This is a genomic window from Sphingobium fuliginis (genome assembly GCF_004152845.1).
In the GTDB taxonomy this organism is placed as follows: domain Bacteria; phylum Pseudomonadota; class Alphaproteobacteria; order Sphingomonadales; family Sphingomonadaceae; genus Sphingobium; species Sphingobium fuliginis.
On sequence record NZ_SEON01000005.1, the window covers coordinates 298879 to 316895 of the forward strand.

Annotated in this window: 19 protein-coding genes; 12 read left to right on the forward strand and 7 right to left on the reverse strand. The window is 65.9% G+C overall.

The window, feature by feature from the left end:
- Positions 1–14: 14 nt before the first annotated feature.
- Complete coding sequence (locus EWH10_RS14325) at positions 15–1418, reverse strand: GntP family permease (RefSeq protein WP_065847110.1); 1404 nt, start codon at positions 1416–1418, stop codon at positions 15–17.
- Positions 1419–1707: 289 nt separating this feature from the next.
- Between EWH10_RS14325 and rpsF the strand changes: the two genes are divergently transcribed.
- The 3 genes from rpsF to rplI are packed head-to-tail and all read left to right on the forward strand — an operon-like array spanning position 1708 to position 2978.
- Positions 1708–2130, forward strand: a complete 423-nt coding sequence (gene rpsF, locus EWH10_RS14330) for a 30S ribosomal protein S6 (protein WP_025549379.1) — start codon at positions 1708–1710, stop codon at positions 2128–2130.
- A 13-nt stretch (positions 2131–2143) separates the two neighbouring features.
- On the forward strand, positions 2144–2368 hold the full coding sequence (gene rpsR, locus EWH10_RS14335) for a 30S ribosomal protein S18 (RefSeq protein ID WP_004212076.1): 225 nt from the start codon (positions 2144–2146) through the stop codon (positions 2366–2368).
- Positions 2369–2381: 13 nt separating this feature from the next.
- Positions 2382–2978: a 50S ribosomal protein L9 gene (rplI, locus tag EWH10_RS14340; protein WP_025549380.1), complete on the forward strand. Its 597-nt coding sequence runs from the start codon at positions 2382–2384 to the stop codon at positions 2976–2978.
- 153 nt (positions 2979–3131) lie between these two features.
- Here rplI and EWH10_RS14345 read toward each other — a convergent pair whose 3' ends face one another.
- Positions 3132–4025 carry a DMT family transporter gene (locus tag EWH10_RS14345; protein ID WP_044663091.1) on the reverse strand — a complete coding sequence of 298 codons (894 nt, stop codon included), beginning with the start codon at positions 4023–4025 and terminating at the stop codon, positions 3132–3134.
- Between the two features lie 114 nt (positions 4026–4139).
- On the opposite strand from EWH10_RS14345, the gene EWH10_RS14350 reads away from it, so the two are divergent.
- The 5 genes from EWH10_RS14350 (at position 4140) to EWH10_RS14370 (ending at position 9245) form a co-directional block, all read left to right on the forward strand.
- Positions 4140–4514: a c-type cytochrome gene (locus EWH10_RS14350; protein ID WP_025549382.1), complete on the forward strand. Its 375-nt coding sequence runs from the start codon at positions 4140–4142 to the stop codon at positions 4512–4514.
- 141 nt (positions 4515–4655) lie between these two features.
- A complete protein-coding gene (locus EWH10_RS14355; RefSeq protein WP_065847112.1) occupies positions 4656–5909 on the forward strand; it encodes a CaiB/BaiF CoA transferase family protein in 1254 nt (417 codons plus the stop codon).
- Entirely contained in the window at positions 5906–6688 is a 783-nt protein-coding gene (locus tag EWH10_RS14360; protein WP_044661898.1) for an SDR family NAD(P)-dependent oxidoreductase, read from the forward strand. The genes EWH10_RS14355 and EWH10_RS14360 overlap by 4 nt, the downstream gene beginning before the upstream one ends.
- Positions 6689–6699: 11 nt before the next feature.
- Entirely contained in the window at positions 6700–7566 is an 867-nt protein-coding gene (locus EWH10_RS14365; protein ID WP_044661897.1) for an enoyl-CoA hydratase, read from the forward strand.
- Complete coding sequence (locus EWH10_RS14370) at positions 7563–9245, forward strand: acyl-CoA dehydrogenase family protein (RefSeq protein ID WP_044661896.1); 1683 nt, start codon at positions 7563–7565, stop codon at positions 9243–9245. Before EWH10_RS14365 ends, EWH10_RS14370 begins: the two co-directional genes overlap by 4 nt.
- An 85-nt stretch (positions 9246–9330) precedes the next feature.
- On the opposite strand, the gene EWH10_RS21780 is transcribed toward EWH10_RS14370, so the two are convergent.
- The 5 genes from EWH10_RS21780 to EWH10_RS14390 all read right to left on the reverse strand — a co-directional run bounded on the left by EWH10_RS21780 (position 9331) and on the right by EWH10_RS14390 (position 13792).
- Positions 9331–9486: a hypothetical protein gene (locus tag EWH10_RS21780; RefSeq protein ID WP_165363371.1), complete on the reverse strand. Its 156-nt coding sequence runs from the start codon at positions 9484–9486 to the stop codon at positions 9331–9333.
- Between the two features lie 559 nt (positions 9487–10045).
- Positions 10046–10258 carry a DUF2093 domain-containing protein gene (locus tag EWH10_RS14375; protein WP_044661895.1) on the reverse strand — a complete coding sequence of 71 codons (213 nt, stop codon included), beginning with the start codon at positions 10256–10258 and terminating at the stop codon, positions 10046–10048.
- A complete protein-coding gene (locus EWH10_RS14380) occupies positions 10258–11661 on the reverse strand; it encodes an NAD(P)H-dependent flavin oxidoreductase (RefSeq protein ID WP_025549388.1) in 1404 nt (467 codons plus the stop codon). Before EWH10_RS14380 ends, EWH10_RS14375 begins: the two co-directional genes overlap by 1 nt.
- Positions 11662–11755: 94 nt before the next feature.
- A complete protein-coding gene (locus tag EWH10_RS14385; RefSeq protein WP_044661894.1) occupies positions 11756–12907 on the reverse strand; it encodes a glycosyltransferase family 4 protein in 1152 nt (383 codons plus the stop codon).
- 15 nt (positions 12908–12922) lie between these two features.
- Positions 12923–13792 carry an alpha/beta fold hydrolase gene (locus EWH10_RS14390; RefSeq protein ID WP_025549390.1) on the reverse strand — a complete coding sequence of 290 codons (870 nt, stop codon included), beginning with the start codon at positions 13790–13792 and terminating at the stop codon, positions 12923–12925.
- A gap of 40 nt (positions 13793–13832) precedes the next feature.
- Between EWH10_RS14390 and EWH10_RS14395 the strand changes: the two genes are divergently transcribed.
- From EWH10_RS14395 to EWH10_RS14410, 4 genes are all read left to right on the forward strand, one after another.
- On the forward strand, positions 13833–15227 hold the full coding sequence (locus EWH10_RS14395; protein ID WP_044661893.1) for a protein adenylyltransferase SelO: 1395 nt from the start codon (positions 13833–13835) through the stop codon (positions 15225–15227).
- A gap of 145 nt (positions 15228–15372) precedes the next feature.
- Positions 15373–16806 carry a succinylglutamate-semialdehyde dehydrogenase gene (astD, locus tag EWH10_RS14400; protein ID WP_044661892.1) on the forward strand — a complete coding sequence of 478 codons (1434 nt, stop codon included), beginning with the start codon at positions 15373–15375 and terminating at the stop codon, positions 16804–16806.
- Between the two features lie 127 nt (positions 16807–16933).
- Entirely contained in the window at positions 16934–17722 is a 789-nt protein-coding gene (gene cobA / locus EWH10_RS14405) for a uroporphyrinogen-III C-methyltransferase (protein WP_065847114.1), read from the forward strand.
- Positions 17719–18015: a DUF2849 domain-containing protein gene (locus EWH10_RS14410; protein WP_044661890.1), complete on the forward strand. Its 297-nt coding sequence runs from the start codon at positions 17719–17721 to the stop codon at positions 18013–18015. The genes cobA and EWH10_RS14410 overlap by 4 nt, the downstream gene beginning before the upstream one ends.
- Positions 18016–18017 lie beyond the last annotated feature (2 nt).

The following is an 18017-nucleotide window of genomic DNA, read 5'->3' on the forward strand; positions in this document are numbered from 1 at the left end:
CGCTCCGGGGCGTCCTATACCAGCCCCGTCAGATAATAGACCGCGATCACCACGAAGACGGTGAAGGTCTTGATCAGCGTCAGGGCGAAAATATCCTTATAGGCCTGCCGGTGCGTCAGGCCCGTCACCGCCAGCAAGGTGATGATCGCGCCATTGTGCGGCAGGCTGTCCATCCCTCCGCTCGCCATGGAGGCCACCCGGTGCAGCACCTCGCGCGGGATGCCCGCCGCATTGCCCGCCGCCGCGAACTGTTCCGCCATGGCGGCAAGCGCGATCGACAGCCCACCCGAAGCCGAGCCGGTGATCCCGGCAAGCGACGTCACGGTAATCGCCTCGTTGACCAGTGGATCGGGCACGGCCTTCAGCGCTTCCTTCACCGCCAGAAAACCCGGCAGCGCGGCGATCACCGCGCCGAAGCCATATTCGACCGCCGTATTCATCCCCGCCAGCAGCGCGCCGCCCACGGCCGCCTTCGACCCATCGGCAAAGCGCCGCGCCACTTGCGGGAAGGCGAAGAGCAGGATCGTCCCTATGCCCAGCAGCAGGGCGCCCTCCACCGCCCAGAGCGCGGCGACCTGAGCCACCTTCACCACGACGGGATCGGTCAGGCCGGCCAGCGACACGGCCACCTCCTCCCCCGCCACAAGGCGCGGGATCAGCATGGTCAGCGCCAGATTGCCCAATCCCACCACCAGCAGCGGCAGCAGGGCGATCAGCGGATGCACGGTCCGATCGCCCCGGTCCGCGGCTTCCGGCTCGTTCACCAGCGTCTCCGGCGCGCCATAGCCCTCCCCCGCCGCCTGCATCGCCCGCCTGCGCCAGCCCAGATAGGTGAGGCCCAGCCCCATGATGCAGACCGATCCTGCCAGCCCCAGCGCCGGGGCCGCCCAGGCGGTCGTGCCGAAGAAGCTGGTCGGGATGATGTTCTGGATCTGCGGCGTTCCCGGCATCGCATCCATGGTGAAGGTGATGGCGCCAAGACCGATGGTCGCGGGTATCAGCCGCTTGGGAATGTCGCCCTGCCGGAACATCTCCGCGGCGAAGGGATAGACGGCGAACACCGCCACGAACACCGAAACGCCGCCATAGGTCAGCAGCGCCGACACCAGCATGATCGCGGGGATCGCCTGGCCTGCCCCCACCAGCCCGATCACGGCGGTGACGATCGCGCGCGAGAAGCCGGAAACCTCTATCAGCTTGCCGAACAGCGCGCCGAGCAGGAACACCGGGAAATAAAGCTTCAGGAAGCTTCCCACCCTTTCCATGAAGACGCCGGAAAAGACCGCTGGCACGGCGGCGGGATCGGTCAGGAACACGGCCAGCATCGCCAGCAGCGGCGCCATCACGATGACGCTCATCCCCCGATAGGCCGCGACCATCAGCAATATCAGCGACAGGGCCGCTATTCCGACCGCCATAAGATGCCCCCCTCCGTTCGGGCTGAACCTGCCGAAGCCCCGCCCGTCAATCCTTGCAACCGAGATTAAAGAAGAAAAGGGCTTCGACAAGCTCATCCCGAACGGTAAAATTGCGTGCCCCTGCTGCGCCGATCCGCCCTTGCCTTTCCCGCGCATTTCCGTCATAGGCGCCGCTTCGCACGACCCGGGGTGACTCGCGGTCGCGCGAATCAATGCTTGAGACGACAGCCGGAGGGGCGTTCCACATGGGGTGGGCGTCAGCGATCGGCCAACAGATGAGGCAATACCCATGGCTCTTTACGAGCATGTGTTCCTTGCGCGCCAGGATCTGGCACAGGCGCAGGTGGACGCTCTGGCGGAAACCGCCACCAAGATCGTCGAGGATATGCAGGGCAAGGTGACCAAGGTCGAGACCTGGGGCCTGCGCTCGCTGGCCTACAAGATCGCCAAGAACCGCAAGGCGCATTATGTGATGCTGAACATCGACGCCCCGGCCGGCGTCGTCGCGGAGCTGGAGCGCCAGACCCAGATCAACGAAGACATCATCCGCTACATGACCATCAAGGTCGATGAGCTGGAGACCGGTCCGTCGGTCATGATGCGCAAGCAGGAACGCGCCGAACGCGGTCCGCGCGGCGATCGTGGCGACCGCAATGATCGTGGGGGCGATCGCGGCCCGCGCCGCGAGCGCGAAGAAGCCGCCGGCGAATAAGGAGATCTGAACCATGGCACGCCCGTTTTTCCGCCGCCGCAAGAGCTGCCCCTTCGCCGCCAAGGATGCGCCGAAGATCGATTACAAGGACGTCCGTCTGCTGCAGGGCTTCGTGTCCGAACGCGGCAAGATCGTCCCCAGCCGCATCACCGCGGTGTCCGCCAAGAAGCAGCGCGAGCTGGCCCAGGCCATCAAGCGCGCCCGTCACCTGGGCCTGCTGCCCTATATCGTGAAGTAAGGGAGAAAGACCCATGGAAATCATTCTCCTTGAACGCATCGAGAAGCTGGGCGCCATCGGCGACGTCGTCACCGTGAAGGACGGTTACGCGCGTAACTACCTGCTGCCCAACAAGAAGGCGCTGCGTTCGAACGCCGCCAACAAGAAGGTCTTCGAAGCGAACCGCGCGAAGATCGAGGCCGACAACGCCGCTCGCCGCTCGGACGCCGAAAAGGCTGCCGAAGGCGTGAACGGCAAGCAGATCGTCCTGATCCGCCAGTCGTCGAACGCCGGCCACCTCTATGGTTCGGTCGCCGTCCGTGACGTCGTCGAAGCGCTGCACGCCGATGGCGTCACCAACGTCACCAAGGCGATGGTGGTTCTGGAGCGCCCGATCAAGACGCTCGGCGTGTTCGACGTCAAGGTCGCGCTGCATCCGGAAGTGGCCGTCACCGTCACGGTGAACGTCGCCCGCTCGCCGGAAGAAGCCGAACTTCAGTCGCAGGGCGTCGATGTGATGGCCGACCTGTTCGAAAAGGACGAAAGCGGCTTCACCGAAGATTACGATCCGAATGCGGAACCCGGCGAAATCGCCGTGGAAGCCGAAGAAGCTCCGGCCGAAGAAGCCTGAGTTTTCCTTTCCGGACGATAACAGGAAAGCCGCCCCTCACCGGGCGGCTTTTTGTTGTTGCCGGGCATATGCCTCGAATGGATGAGAGACTTTCCGGGTGGATTGGGAGGTCCGTGGAAACATCGCTTTCCAACCCGATCCGCGACGTGAAGCTCAGCCCCTCGCCTTGCGGTCCGGCGACAGGGCGATGATCGTCACGCCAGCCAGCGCCAGCGTCCCGCCGCCGATCATCACGGCGGTGATGGGGGTTCCGAAATAAAGCGAGGCGAACACCGTCGACATCACCGGCGCCGCCAGCATCAACGGCATGATCGTCGAGATCGGATAGCGCTGGAGCAGCCAGGCCAGCGTTCCCTGCCCGATGATCGTCGACCCAAGGCAGCTGAAGGCGAACCAGGCCGCCGGCACCCATCCGACATGCGCCAGGCCGGCGATGGCCGACCGTTCGAACATCAGCGCGAAGGGAGCGAGGGTCAGGGCGCCCATCAGGCCATTCCAGGCCTGGCCGTTCATCACGCTGACGCCCGCCAGCCTGCGCTGCACCAGCGTGGCGCCGCCCCAGGTCATCGCCGCGCTCGCCATCACCAGCACGGCAGGCACTTCGGTCAGGATGTGCGGATCGAAAACCAGCGCCGCGACTCCGGCAAAGGCCAGCATGACCCCGGCGACCTTGCGCGCGTTGAGCTTCTCCCCCAGCAGCAGCGCGCCCAGCAGCAGGGAGAAAGGCACGCTGAGCTGCCCCGCAATGGCCAGGGCGCCGACATTGGTGGCCATGAACAGCGCGATGTTCAGCAGCAGCAGGAACAGGCCGCCGTTCAGGAACCCGTAGAGCGCCAGCCAGCCCGTCCGCCCGGGCAGCGACCGGATCGCGGGCGCGCACAGCAGGAACACCACCCCCATGCGCAGCGCCACCGACAGCAGCGGCGCGGTGGCGTCCACCACCACCTTCATCGCGATCACGTTGAGCGCGAACATCAGGTTCACCAGCAGGGCCAGGACCATTCCCAGCGGCCCGAAGCGCCGCATGGCCTCTCCACCACCCTCCATCGCATGTCCTTCTTCCGGCCCGATCTTCAATTCCTGTTCAGACTCAGGCTGCTATTTGTTATTTATGCACACTGGTATAGATTCCAGCCAGTGATGAAGGGAAGAGGATAACTGATGATTTCGAAATTCGTCGCGCTTGCCGCTGCCACGCTGATTGCGAGCCCCGCACTCGCCCAGGCGGGCGACGCCGCCAAGGGCAAGGCGGTTTTCGCCCGCTGCATGGCGTGCCATACGGTCGATCCGGGGGTCAACCGGCTGGGCCCTTCGCTGGCCGGCGTGGTGGGCCGGACGTCCGGCACGGTTCCGGGTTTCGCCTATTCGGCGGCGATGAAGAACGCCAAGATCCGTTGGGACGCAAAGTCGCTCGACGCCTTCCTGGCCAAGCCGACGGCGAAGGTGCCGGGCAGCAAGATGATCTTCGCGGGCCTGCCCAACCCCGCGGATCGCGCCAATCTGATCGCCTATCTCGCCACGGCGGGCAAGAAATGATCTGAAAACTATCCTATAGTGCAAAAATCATTGCGCTAGCCGCCCTGTCCCGCTATCTGTTGAGTCAAGCGATGCAGCAGAACTTCAGGGACAGGAGCGGATGCGATTTTCCGACGACAGGATGATGACGGGAGCGCAGGCATGAACGCCCGCGCTCTCGAAGGGGTGAAGGTGCTGGACCTTTCGCGGGTCCTCGCCGGCCCCTGGTCGACGCAGATCCTGGCCGATTTCGGCGCGGATGTGATCAAGATCGAGCTGCCCGGCCATGGCGACGACACGCGCGCCTGGGGGCCGCCCTATCTGACCGGCGCGGATGGCGAGCCGGAGATCGGCACCAGCGCTTATTATCTGTCCTGCAACCGCAACAAGCGTTCCGCCGCGATCAACCTTGCGACGCCGCAGGGCGCGGAACTCATCCGCAAGCTCGCCGCGCAGGCCGACATAGTGGTCGAGAATTTCAAGGTCGGCGGCCTGAAGAAATACGGCCTCGATTATGAGAGCCTTCGTGGCGTAAACCCTCGCCTCGTCTATTGCTCCATCACCGGCTTCGGCCAGACCGGCCCCTATGCCGATCGCGGCGGCTACGATTTCGTGGCGCAGGGCATGGGCGGCTTCATGAGCATCACGGGGGAAGAGGATGGCGGCCCGCTGCGCGCCGGCGTCGCCATGGCGGACCTGTCGACCGGCATGTTCGCCACCGTCTCCATCCTGATGGCGTTGCGCCATGCCGAACGGACCGGCGAGGGGCAGCAGATCGACGTGTCGCTGCTCGACACCCAGATCGCGATGCTCGCCAATCAGGGCATGAACTGGCTCGTCGGCAATGTGGTGCCGGGGCGTCTGGGCAACCGCCATCCGACCGTCGTGCCCTACAAGACGTTCGAGGTGGCGGACGGGGTGATGATCATCGCCATCGGCAACGACCGGCAGTTCCGCGCCTTCTGCACCGAAATGGGCCATTCGGAACTCGGCACCGATCCGCGCTTCGCCACCAGCGCCCAGCGGCTGATCAACCGCGAGGAAATCGAGGCGAAGGTGCAGGAGATCGTCCGCCCCTTCCCCCGCGACGCGCTGATGGCGCGCTTCGTCGCGGCGGGCGTGCCCGCCGGACCGGTCAATACGATCAGGGACGTGTTCGAAGACCCTTTCATCGAGGCGCGGCAGACCGTCCACCGCTTTCGTCGGGAAGAGGATGGGGTGGAGATACCGACCGTCGCCTATCCGGGCAAGCTGTCCGCCACGCCCGCCGACTACCGATATTGCCCGCCCCGCGTGGGCGAACATAGCCGTGAGATATTGGGCCAGTGGCTCGGCCTCGACGATGCGGCGCTCGATGCGCTGGCCGCCGAAGGCGCGATCACCCAGCGCGCTGCCCAGGAGGAAACAGAAGCATGAAACTCGACAACAGCGTTGCCGCCATCGTGACGGGCGGCGCATCCGGGCTGGGCGAAGCGACCGCCCGCGCGCTCGCCGCCAGGGGGGTGAAGGTCGCCCTGTTCGACTTCAACGAGGAGACGGGGAACAGGGTCGCGGCCGAAATCGGCGGCACCTTCTGCAAGGTCGACGTCACCGACGAAGCATCGGTCGATGCGGGATTCGAACAGGCCCGCGCCGCCCATGGGCAGGAACGGATCATCGTCAATTGCGCGGGCACCGGCAATGTCGTCAAGACCGCCTCGCGCGACCGCGAAACCGGCGCGATCAAGGCCTTCCCCACCGACCAGTTCGAACGGATCGTCCAGATCAACCTGATCGGCACCTTCCGCTGCTGCGCCAAGTCGGCGGCGGGGATGCTGACGCTGGAGCCGCTGGAGGACAATGCGCGGGGCGTGATCATCAACACATCCAGCGCGGCGGCGGTGGACGGCCAGATCGGCCAGGCGGCCTATAGCGCGTCGAAGGGCGGCATCGTCAGCCTGACGCTCCCCATGGCCCGCGACCTGATGGGCGAGGGCATCCGCGTCAACGCGATCCTGCCCGGCATTTTCGACACGCCGCTGATGGCGCGGGCGAGCGACAAGGTGCGCGACGCGCTGTCGGCCACGGTCCCCTTCCCCAAGCGCTTCGGCAAGCCGGAAGAGTTCGCCGCCATGGCGCTGGCGATGATCGAGAATGACTATTGGAACGGCGAATATGTGCGGCTGGACGGCGGCCTGCGCATGCCGCCGCGCTGAGGAGAGCGACCATGTCCGAGGAAGTGCAGCCTGAATATGTGACCTACAGGGTCGAGGACGGCATCGCATGGGTGATGCTGAACCGCCCGCAATATAGCAATGCGCAGAATTACCGGCTGCTTGGGCAGCTCGACGACGCGTTCAAGCACGCGGTCGAGGATGACGAAGTGAAGGTCATCGTGCTGGGCGGCGAAGGCAAGCATTTTTCCGCCGGCCACGACATCGGCACGCCGGAGAAGGACAGCCACATGCCCCGGTTCCGCACGACCCTATGGTGGGATCACCTCAACAAGGGCGGCGCGGAGCGGCAATATGTACTGGAGCAGGACGGCTATCTCGGCCTCTGCCGCCGCTGGCAGGAAATTCCCAAGCCGATGATCGCCATGGTGCAGGGCGCCTGCATCGCGGGCGGGCTGATGCTGGCGTGGGTCTGCGACCTGATCGTCGCGTCGGAGGACGCCTTCTTCCAGGACCCGGTGCAGCGCATGGCCCAGCCGGGCGTCGAATATTTCGCCCATGCCTTCGAACTGCCGCCGCGCGTCGCCCGCGAACTGCTGCTGCTCGGCCGCCGCATGCCGGCCCAGCGCGCCTATCAGTTCGGCATGGTGAACGAGATTTTCCCGCGCGAGACGCTGCGTGAGGAAGTCGCGAAGATCGCCGCCGAAATCGCCCAGCATGACCGCTTCGGAATGGCGCTTACCAAGCAGGCGTTCAACTTCGTGGAAGACCTGCGCGGCAAGCGGCAGGCGATGGACGGCGTGTTCCACATGCACCATCTGGCCCATGCGCATAACCAGCTGATGACCGGCAATCTCGTCGGCGGGCTGGACGCCAAGGCGATGGCGACGGCCAACAAGAAACAGGCTGGCGAAGGATGAGCGCGGCGGTGGAACTGGAAAAGACGGTGCTGGTCCTTCCCGACCTCCCCGCGCTGCTTTCGGGCGCGGCGGATGCCGCACAGGCCTTCGTCGCCGCCGTCCAACCGCAGGTGAAGGCGCGCATCGCCAACGACAAGGGACAGGTCGACCGCGTGCTGGCCGATGTGGAGCAGCATGTCGTCCACGGCTTCGGCTGGTTCGCCTCCTATGCGGAGATGATGCGGGAGGTCGCCAACTGGGCCGCCCATCTCGACGCCCAGGGCGCGTTCGGGGAGGTCGAGGCGCTGCTCGCCCAACTCCTCTTCGCGGAATATGGCGCGCAGATGCTGGGCGGCATTTCCATGAACCAGGGCGAGGTGATCCGCGCCACCGACCTGACCGACGACCTGTCGACGCTCGACGCGCCTGCTTTCCGCACCCTTGTCCGTGAGGGCGGCGGGCAGGCGGTGAAATCGGCCATCGCCCGCCACCTCATTGCCCGGCGGGGTCATGCCACGCTGGAAAATTGCGGGCTGGACGAAATGTTCGACATGGTGCGCGAGCAGTTCTTCGCCTTTTCGAACGAGAAGGTCGCGCCCTTCGCCCATGACTGGCATCTGAAGGACGAGTTGATCCCCCTGCCCCTGGTCGAGGAACTGGGCGCAATGGGCGTGTTCGGCATGACCATTCCGGAAGCGTTCGGCGGGCTGGGCATGGGCAAGACCGCCATGTGCGTCGTGTCGGAGGAACTGTCGCGCGGATGGATCGGCGTGGGGTCGCTCGCCACCCGATCCGAAATCGCGGCGGAACTGATCCTGACCGGCGGCACCGACGGGCAGAAGGCCCATTGGCTGCCGCAGATCGCCAATGCATCGATCCTGCCGACCGCCGTCTTCACGGAGCCCGACACCGGCTCCGACCTGGGTTCGCTGCGCACTCGCGCGGCGCTGGCCGATGGCGAATATCGGGTGAACGGCAACAAGACCTGGATCACCCACGCCGCCCGCGCGGACGTGATGACGCTGCTGGTCCGCACCGATCCCGGCACGAAGAATTACAGCGGCCTTTCCATGCTGATCGCGCCCAAGCAGCGCGGCACGGTGGCCGATCCCTTCCCCACGCCGGGCATGAGCGGCGGCGAGATCGAGGTGATCGGCTATCGCGGCATGAAGGAATATGAGATCGGCTTCGACGATTTCCGCGTGCCCGCCCAGAACCTGCTGGGGGGCATTGAGGGGCAGGGCTTCAAGCAGCTCATGGCGACATTCGAATCCGCGCGAATCCAGACGGCCGCCCGCGCCATCGGCGTGGCGCAGGCCGCGCTCGACATCGGCCTTTCCTATGCGCTCGACCGCAAGCAGTTCGGCCGCCCGATCTTCGACTTCCCCCGTGTCGCCAACAAGCTGGCGATGATGGCGGCGGAGATCATGGGCGCGCGCCAGCTCACCTATTTCGCCGCGCGCCGCAAGGATGAGGGGAAGCGCTGCGACCTGGAGGCCGGCATGGCCAAGCTGATCGGCGCCCGCGTCGCCTGGGCGGCGGCGGACAATGCGTTGCAGATCCATGGCGGCAACGGCTTTGCGACCGAATATCAGGTGAGCCGCCTGCTCGCGGATGCGCGCATCCTGAACATCTTCGAGGGCGCGGGGGAAATCCAGGCGCAGGTGATCGCACGGCGGCTGCTGGACGGCGGGAATTGAGAAGGCGGCTCATGGCGAAAGGCGGCGGGGGCCTAGGCTCCCCAGAACCACGGTCCCGGCGCCCCCCATTCGCAAGCGCCTGGGTTTAAAGCCCCAGGCGACTCCAGAACTCGTCGGGTTTGACCGGCGTCGCGGTTTCGGGCGCGCGTTCGGGACGCGTCCAGGAGGAATGGGGGATGTGGATTTGCGGGCTGGAGCCGAAACGGCGTTGCCGGCGGGCACGAGTGGCATTCTGGGTCATCGTCTTCTCCTGTCGAGGAGGAACACGAAACCTTGCGTCGTCGCTTCAGTACCGTGCGCTTTAGCCGTTGGTGACGCGGAGCAAGCTGACATCCTTCAAAAGCCGCGGAGCGTTGCGCTCGGCAATATATCTACTCAATTTGTAGAGAGATGGAAGAAAGCTTTGCTTAAGACGGCGAGACCACAGGTTTCACGATATGGGGGACGCGGAACCGTCCTGCGGGTGGAAGCGAGCCGTCCGGAACGAGGTGGGACGCCCGTCAGAACGCCACATTATAAAGGAACCAGCCCACGATCAGCAGGCTCGTCACAACACAGAGGCGATCACCAAAAATGTCGATCCGCGACATCGCTTACATCCTTCCTCGGTCGAGCGATCTGCGTCGCTTCGTTCATGAAGGATAAACCATCAGCGGGGACAAAGGAATAGGATAAGTGCGGCAGGCGGAGACATAAAAGCGCCGGATGGAAAAAGCAGAGGCTTGAACCGCCGCCGTGCAAAAAGGCCCGGGCGTGGCCGGTCCCGATAAAATTCCAGCAATTCGCCTGAATTCAGACCTTTACCGAAAATCCGCGCCGCGATGGTTCAGGAAGGAACGGGTCGCCTCCTCCGGTCCCTTATAGGCCTCCTGAAACTCCGCGCTCCAATATTTGAGGTCTTCCAGATCGATGCGCGCGCCGGAAACCGCGCAAAGGACGAACTGTCCCGGACGCACGACCTCAAAATGCGGCGTGTCGTAGTGCAGCACCGCCAATCCCTGAATGTCCGCCATCAGTCGCCGGTCAGGATGCGGTCGACAAGTTGCTTCACGGTCGGCACGAACCCGTTCGAATAGAAGGGGTCCTGCTTGAACTTGTAGGCGCCATGGCCCGCGAAGAGCAGATTCTTGTCGAGGTCGCCGCCATGAACGGCCTCCTGCAGCGATTTCTGGATGCAGAAGCTGCGCGGATCGGCCAGGCGGCCGGTCGAATTGGTCTCGCTGTCCATCCAGCTTGAAAAGGCGCACTGGCTGAGGCAGCCCATGCAATCGGTCTGGTCCTTGCGGATTTCGGCCTTTTCCTCCTCCGTCACGAAGACGAGCGTATTGTCCGGCGTCTTGAGCGCGGAGGTGAAGCCCTGCCCCACCCATTCGCGGGCGCGCAGAAGGTCGCCGCGCGTCACCCAGAAATTCTTGCCCTTCACGCCGGCGTCGAGTTGATGCGTATGGTCGCCGGCCTGTTCGGTGCTGAACGGGATCTGCCGTTCCGATCGGGCTTCCAGGGAGCGCAGGAAGGGATTGCGGACGGCCGAACTGTAGAAGCCGGTCGGCGAGAAGCGGTGGAGCAGCACGTCACCCGGCTCCAGCTGCATCAGCCGTTCCTTCCACGCCTGCGGGATCGGGCTTTCCTGCGTCAGCAGCGGACGGGTGCCGAACTGGAACATGATCGCGCCCAGTTCCGGATTGTCGATCCAGTCGTTCCAGTCCTTGAGCGCCCAGACGCCGCCTGCCATGACGATGGGGACATCGTCGGAAATGCCCCCCTCCCGCATGGTGGCGCGCAGGTCGCGGACGCGGGGATAGGGGTCCTGCGGCACCTTGGGATCTTCGGCGTTGGACAGGCCGTTATGGCCGCCCGCCAGCCACGGGTCCTCATAGACCACCGCCGCCAGCCATTCCGATGCCTTGGAATAGGCGCGCTTCCACAGGGCGCGGAAGGCACGGCCGGAACTGACGATGGGCAGATAGTTGACGCCGTAGGAGGCGGCGATCTCCGACAGCTTGTAGGGCATGCCCGCGCCGCAGGTCACGCCCGCGACCATTCCCTTCGTCTTTTCTAGGACACCGTGGAGGACGCGCTGCGCACCGCCCATTTCCCAGAGCACGTTGATGTTGATCGCGCCCTTGCCACCGGCGATTTCGAAGGCCCGCTTCACCTGTTCGACCGCGCCGTCTATCGCATAGGCGATCAGTTCTTCATGGCGGTCGCGGCGGGTGCGACCATGATAGATCTGGGGAATGACGTTGCCGAAGCTGTCATAGCTGTCCGCATTGACCGCCGACACCGTGCCGATGCCGCCGGCCGCCGCCCAGGCGCCGGAACTGGCATGGTTGGAAACGGCTACCCCCTTGCCGCCTTCGACCAATGGCCAGACTTCCCGGCCGCCGTAAACGATGGGCTTCAACCCCTTGAACAACGCAATCTCCCGCGCAAAAATCCCGTGGCCCCCGACCACCTGAACGCCGCCCTATAGCAGCTTTACGGTCGGATGACGAATATTTGGGCGCGCCCTACCGCAAAATATGGGGGCTGGATAGTGCCTGACCGTAAAGGCCGGCATAGGCGTCCACCATGGCGGCTTCGGTGAAATCGCGGCAGGCGCGTTGGCGGTTCGCCTCGCCAAGCCTTTGCCGCAGACCGGGATCGCCGGCCAGCGCGCCCAGCGCCGAGGACAGGGCTGCTTCGTCCGGGACGACGAACGGCCGGTTTTCGGGCGCGACCATGGCAGCGACGTCCCCCACATCGGTCGATGCGACGGGCAGGCCCGCCGCCATCGCCTCCACCAGCGAGATCGGGAACTGCTCGCTGTCCGAAGACAAAGCGAAGATGTCGAACAGGCCCATGAAGCGCCACGGTTCCGGCAGGAATCCGGCCATGCAGATGTCGGCCAGTCCGTGATCCCTGGCTTCCGCCGCTATGGCGTCGCGTTCCGGCCCCTCCCCCACCACCACAAGTTGCAGCCGGTCGCGATGCGGCGCGACGGCCCGGACGAGGCGGCGGATGTTCTTGACCGGGCGCAGGCCCGCCACCGTCCCCACCAGCAGCTTGCCGGCCGAGCGGTCGAGGGCTGGAATGGCATCCGGCACAGGCGGCAGGGCATAGCGCGCCGTGTCTATGCCGTTGCGGATCAGGTGGACCTTTCGCGGCGGCTGACGCCACACCTCGCGGGCGATGCCGTCGAGCCGGACGGACGGGACGACCAGCGCATGGGCGCGCTGAAGCGCCAGGCGGCGATAGAGGTTGCGCTGCGGCTTGAGGCCGCCCGCCTCATCCGCGTTGAAGCCGTCCTCATGATGGATCAGCGGCGGACCGCCATGGATGCGCCGCGCCATCACCGCATCCATCGCGCCCCAATTATAGCTGAGGATGAGGTCGTAGTCCGACAGGAAGGCCGCAATCGCCCGGAAACGCCTGAGGCCCGGCCTGCCGGCGAGTGGAGGAGGCTGGGGGAAATCGACCGGCGTGGCGGGGTCGATGGCGTCCCGCGCGCTCATCAATTGGGGCGCGGCGCTGACGATGCTGTGACGGGCGCGGTCGCCCCAAAGGTTCATCAGGCGCACGGCCCGCGCCTCCTTCCCGCCAAGCGAGAAGCTGCCGTGGACATGCAGCAGCCGGGGCGGCCCGTCGATCTGCCGAGGCCGGCCCGCGGCGAAACGCTCCATGCCGCTCAAGCCGCTTCAGCCATTCAGGACCCGCGCCAGCAGCCGGTCGATGGCGGCGACGGATTCAGGCTCGTCGAGAACGGGGGCGTGACCGACATTGGAGATGACCGCGCACTCCGCGCCGGGACCGATGTCCTCCACCATGCGGGCGGCGGTGGCCGCGGAGAGCAGGTCGGAGCGCTCGCCGCGCAGCACCAGCGTCGGAATTCCGCGAAAGGCCTGCATGACCGGCCACATGTCCACGCTCGCCTCGCTGCCCGCGACCCGCAGCGGCTCCGCTATGCGCATGTCATAGTCGAGCACGACGCGCCCCGCGCTGTTGAGGCGGTAGAGGCGCTTGGCCATGGCCAGCCATTGGTCGAGGCCATAGCCGGGATAGACGTCGCCGTTGGATTCCTCCAGCGCGCGGGCGGCGTGCACCCAGCTTGGATGCGACTGGCCGATGCCGACATAGGTGCGGATGCGCGCCAGGCCCGCCTCCTCCAGCGTCGGTCCGACATCGTTGAGCAGCGCCCCGGCCAGCCATTCGCGATGGGTCGCCGCGATCAGCATGGTGATGATGCCGCCCAGCGACGTGCCGATGGCGACGAAGCGGGTGATGGCCAGATCCGCCAGCAGGCGGCTGATGTCCTGCAGATAGGTGAGCGGGACATAGGTCATCGGGTCCTTCGCCTGCGCACTTTCGGCGCGGCCGCGCAAGTCGGGACAGATGAGGCGCCATGGCCCGGCGAGGCGCGCCGCCAGCGGTTCGAAATCGCGGGCGTTGCGGGTCAGGCCCGGCAGGCAGAGCAAGGGAGGGCGGCCATCTTCGCCGCCAGCATAATCGCGATAATGGAGCCTCAGCCCATCGGGGGACCACCAGTATCCGTCGCTATAGCTGCTCAAGCTGCTTGATCCTTCCACCCTGCATCCCCCATATCGCCGCATGCGCCCTGCCCTGCAACCCGCCAAATTCAGCCCCGCGAACGAAATCGCCGCGCTGCAGCCCGATTTTGCCGATCCCGTCGCGGCGGCCGACTTTCCCCGGACCATCCTGCGTTTCCGCAATGACCGCTGGGCGAAAGCCGTGGGCCTGGGCGACCTGAGCGATGAGGAATGGCTGGCGCATTTCGGCCGGTTCCAGCCGCTGGAGGGATCGCTGCCCCAGCCACTGGCGCTGCGCTACCATGGGCATCAGTTCCGCGTGTACAATCCCGACATCGGGGACGGCCGCGGTTTCCTGTTCGCGCAGCTTCGGGACGGGGCCGGCCGGTTGCTCGACCTGGGCACCAAGGGTTCCGGCCGGACGCCCCATAGCCGTTTCGGGGACGGCAGGCTGACGCTGAAGGGCGGCGTGCGGGAGATATTGGCGACGGAGATGCTCGAGGCGCTGGGCGTCAACACCTCCAGGACCTTTTCCATCATCGAGACGGGCGAGGCGCTGGAGCGCAACGACGAACCCTCCCCCACCCGCGCGGCGGTGATGGTGCGGCTCAGCCACTCGCATATCCGCATCGGGTCTTTCCAGCGGGCGGCCTATTTCGACGACAAGGCGCTGCTGGAGCGGCTCGTCGACTATGCGCTGACGAAGCTCTACGGCGAGGCGCCGGGCGACAATCCTCCCGCGCAACTGCTGGGCCGGGTCGTGGAGCGAACGGCCGATCTGGCCGCGAGCTATATGGTGGCGGGCTTCGTCCATGGCGTGCTCAACAGCGACAACATCAATGTGACGGGCGAGAGCTTCGACTATGGGCCCTGGCGGTTCACGCCGCTTTGGGAAGAGGGGTTCACCGCCGCCTATTTCGACCATGCCGGGCTCTATGCCTTCGGACGGCAGGCGGAAGCGATCCACTGGGACGTGGCGCAGCTTGCCGTGTCGCTGCGTCCCCTGGTGGAGGCCGAACCGCTGATCGAGCAGCTGGAGCGCTTTCCGGCGCTCTATGCCGAGGCGATGGCGCGGCGCTTCTGCTGGCGGTTGGGGGTGGCGCCGACGGACGACGCCTCCACCATGATCGAAGCGGCGGTGCGCGGCATGATCGCGACGCAAAGGCCGATCGATCGCTTCTTCCAGGACTGGCGCGGCGGCGATCCCCGCGACGGCGCGCCTTATGCCGGGGAGGAATGGGCGGGATTTCGCGAGGCCATTTCCGGGTTCGAGGCGAGCGGGCCCCAGGATCATGCCTATTGGGCCGATCCGGCGCCCTGCTCCATGCATATCGATGAGGTGGAGGCGATCTGGAGCGGGATTGCCGAGCGGGACGATTGGACGCCGCTGCATGCGAAGGTGGCGGCGATCCGGCGCATGGGCGACGCATTGGGCGGCGCCCCTGATGTGCCCTGAATTCTCCTCCGCTGGCGGGGCGGACGGGCTTTCCGTTACGTCGGCTTGCCGTTCCGCTCGCCACGCCCGCTTCCCCCTCCCCGAGGGAGGAGGGAGCCGTTTGCCGCCCCTTCCCTAACGCCCCATTATCCTCCATATCGGTGCCATGTCCGCCACGCTGACTTCGTTCGAACCCGCCACTGGTGCTCTTTTGTGGCAGGGGACTGCCAGCGACGTGGAGGCGGAGGTCGCCCGCGCCTGTGCCGCCTGGCCGAAATGGGCCGCCCAGCCTGTCGCCTACCGCATCGAAACGCTGCGCCGCTTCGTCAATGTCGTGCGCGCCAATGAGGAAGCGCTGGCCGACCTGATCGCCCGCGAAACCGGCAAGCCCCTGTGGGATGCGCGGACCGAAGTGACCGCGGTGATGAACAAGGTCGACATTTCCGTCGCCGCCTTTTCCGAACGCACCGGACAGAGACGGCTTGAAGCGGCGATGGGCGCGCGTCAGTCCGTGCGGCACAAGCCGCATGGCGTCATGGCGGTGCTGGGGCCGTATAATTTCCCGGCGCATCTGCCCAATGGACATATCGTTCCCGCGCTGCTGGCCGGCAACGCCGTCGTCTTCAAGCCGTCGGAAAAGACGCCGGCCGTGGGCGAGATGCTGGTGCGTTTCTACCATGAGGCGGGCGTGCCGGAGGATGCCGTCCGGCTGGTGCTGGGCGGACCCGACGAGGGCAAGGCGCTGGCCGCCCATCCCGATGTGGGGGGCATTCTCTTCACCGGGTCGGCGCAGACGGGCATCGCGATCAACCGGCAGTTCGCGGCCAATCCCGGCAAGATACTGGCGCTGGAAATGGGCGGGAACAACCCGATCGTCGCCTGGGATACGGCCGACATCGCCAGCGCCGCGACGCTGATCGTCCAGTCGGCCTTCCTGTCGAGCGGGCAGCGCTGCACGGCCGCGAGCCGGCTGATCGTCAGGGAGGAGCTGGCCGACACGCTGGTCGGAGAGGTCAAGAGGCTGGCGGACCGGCTGATCGTCGACCATCCCCATGCGGACCCTGCGCCTTTCATGGGGCCGGTGATCGACAATCAGGCGGCGGATCATCTGACGGAGAGCTTCCTCTATCTGATGAGCAACGGTGGCAAGCCCATCAAGCACATGGTCCGCACGACCAAGGGGCTGCCCTTCGTGACGCCGGCGATCATCGACGTGACCGCCATGGCGGAGCGGCCCGACGTCGAGCTGTTCGGCCCCCTGTTGCAGGTTGTCCGGGTGCCGGATTTCGCATCCGCGATCCGGGAGGCGAACAATACGCGCTATGGCCTTTCCGCCGCGCTGATCGGGGGATCGCCGGAACAATATAACCAGTTCTGGGCCAATATCCGGGCGGGCATCGTCAACTGGAACCGGCCGACCAATGGGGCATCCTCCTCCGCGCCCTTCGGCGGGGTGGGCATTTCCGGCAATCATCGGCCCAGCGCCTATTATGCGGCCGATTATTGCGCCTATCCGGTCGTGTCTGTGGAGATCGAGCAGCCGCGCGCATCCATCGGCATTGGCCTGAAGGACGTCGATACCAGCCTGATGGGCGATTGAGCGGCCGGGTGGTCTGGCAGCAGAGCGACGGGGCGACAGGATCAAATCGATCCTCCCCAAATTTTCCTTCGCCCTGGCCAACGCATTCTGAATTGAAACCGCGGGCTGTTTTCGCCATCTGCCCAACATGGCTGAAACTCCCATTGCCACTGTCACCCTTGTCGGCGCCGGTCCGGGCGACCCGGAACTCCTGACGCTGCGCGCCGCGCGGCTGATCGGCGAGGCCGAGGTGATCGTGCATGACGGGCTGGTTTCCGGCGAGATCCTGGCGCTCGCCTCCCCACAGGCCGAACTGATCTCTGTCGCCAAGCAGCGCAGCCGTCATTCGGTGCCGCAGGACGGGATCAATGCCCTGCTGGTCGAACTGGCGCTCGCCGGGCGCAGGGTCGTGCGGCTGAAGGGCGGCGATCCCTTCATCTTCGGCCGTGGCGGCGAAGAAATGGAAGCCTGCGGCGCCGCCGGGGTGCCGGTGGAGGTCGTGCCGGGGATCAGCGCCGCCATCGGCTGCGCCGCGCAGGCGCAACTGCCCCTCACCCATCGCGATGCGGCAAGCGCGGTCAGCTTCGTGGCCGGGCAATGCAAGGGGCTGACCGATCAGGACTGGTCCGGGCTGGCGGGCGCGGGACGCACGCTCGTCATCTATATGGGCGTGGCGACGGCGACGGACATTGCCGACAAGCTGATGGCCGACGGCGTGTCGCCGGCCATTCCCGTGGCCGTGCTGGAAAACGGCACGCGCGCCGATATGCGGACGCTGCGCACCCTGCTTGCCGATCTGGGCGAGATGGTCGCGCGGGAGAAGGTGAAAAGCCCTGCCCTGATTGTGGTCGGGGAGGTTGCGGCCTATGCGCTGGCGCAGGATGTGCTGGCCGGCTGGGCCGCGCAGGAGACATTTGGGGCGGAGACTGACAAGTGAAGATTTTGACCGGCAATGACCTCGGCACCGGGGACGTGATCTGGTGGGCGGGCGACGGCTGGTCGCGGCAGGTCGGCGATTCCGTCGACGTGGGCGACAAGGGCGAGGATCTGGCCCGGGCGGAGGAAGCCGCACTGCGGGTCGTGGGCGCCTATGTGATCGATGCGACCGTGACCGCAGAAGGCGTGCGCCCCGCGCATATCAAGGACCGCATCCGCGCCCTGGGGCCGACGGTGCGCCCCGACCTGACGCTGAAACCGAATGACGCCGATGCCGGCAACTGGGTGATCTGAAC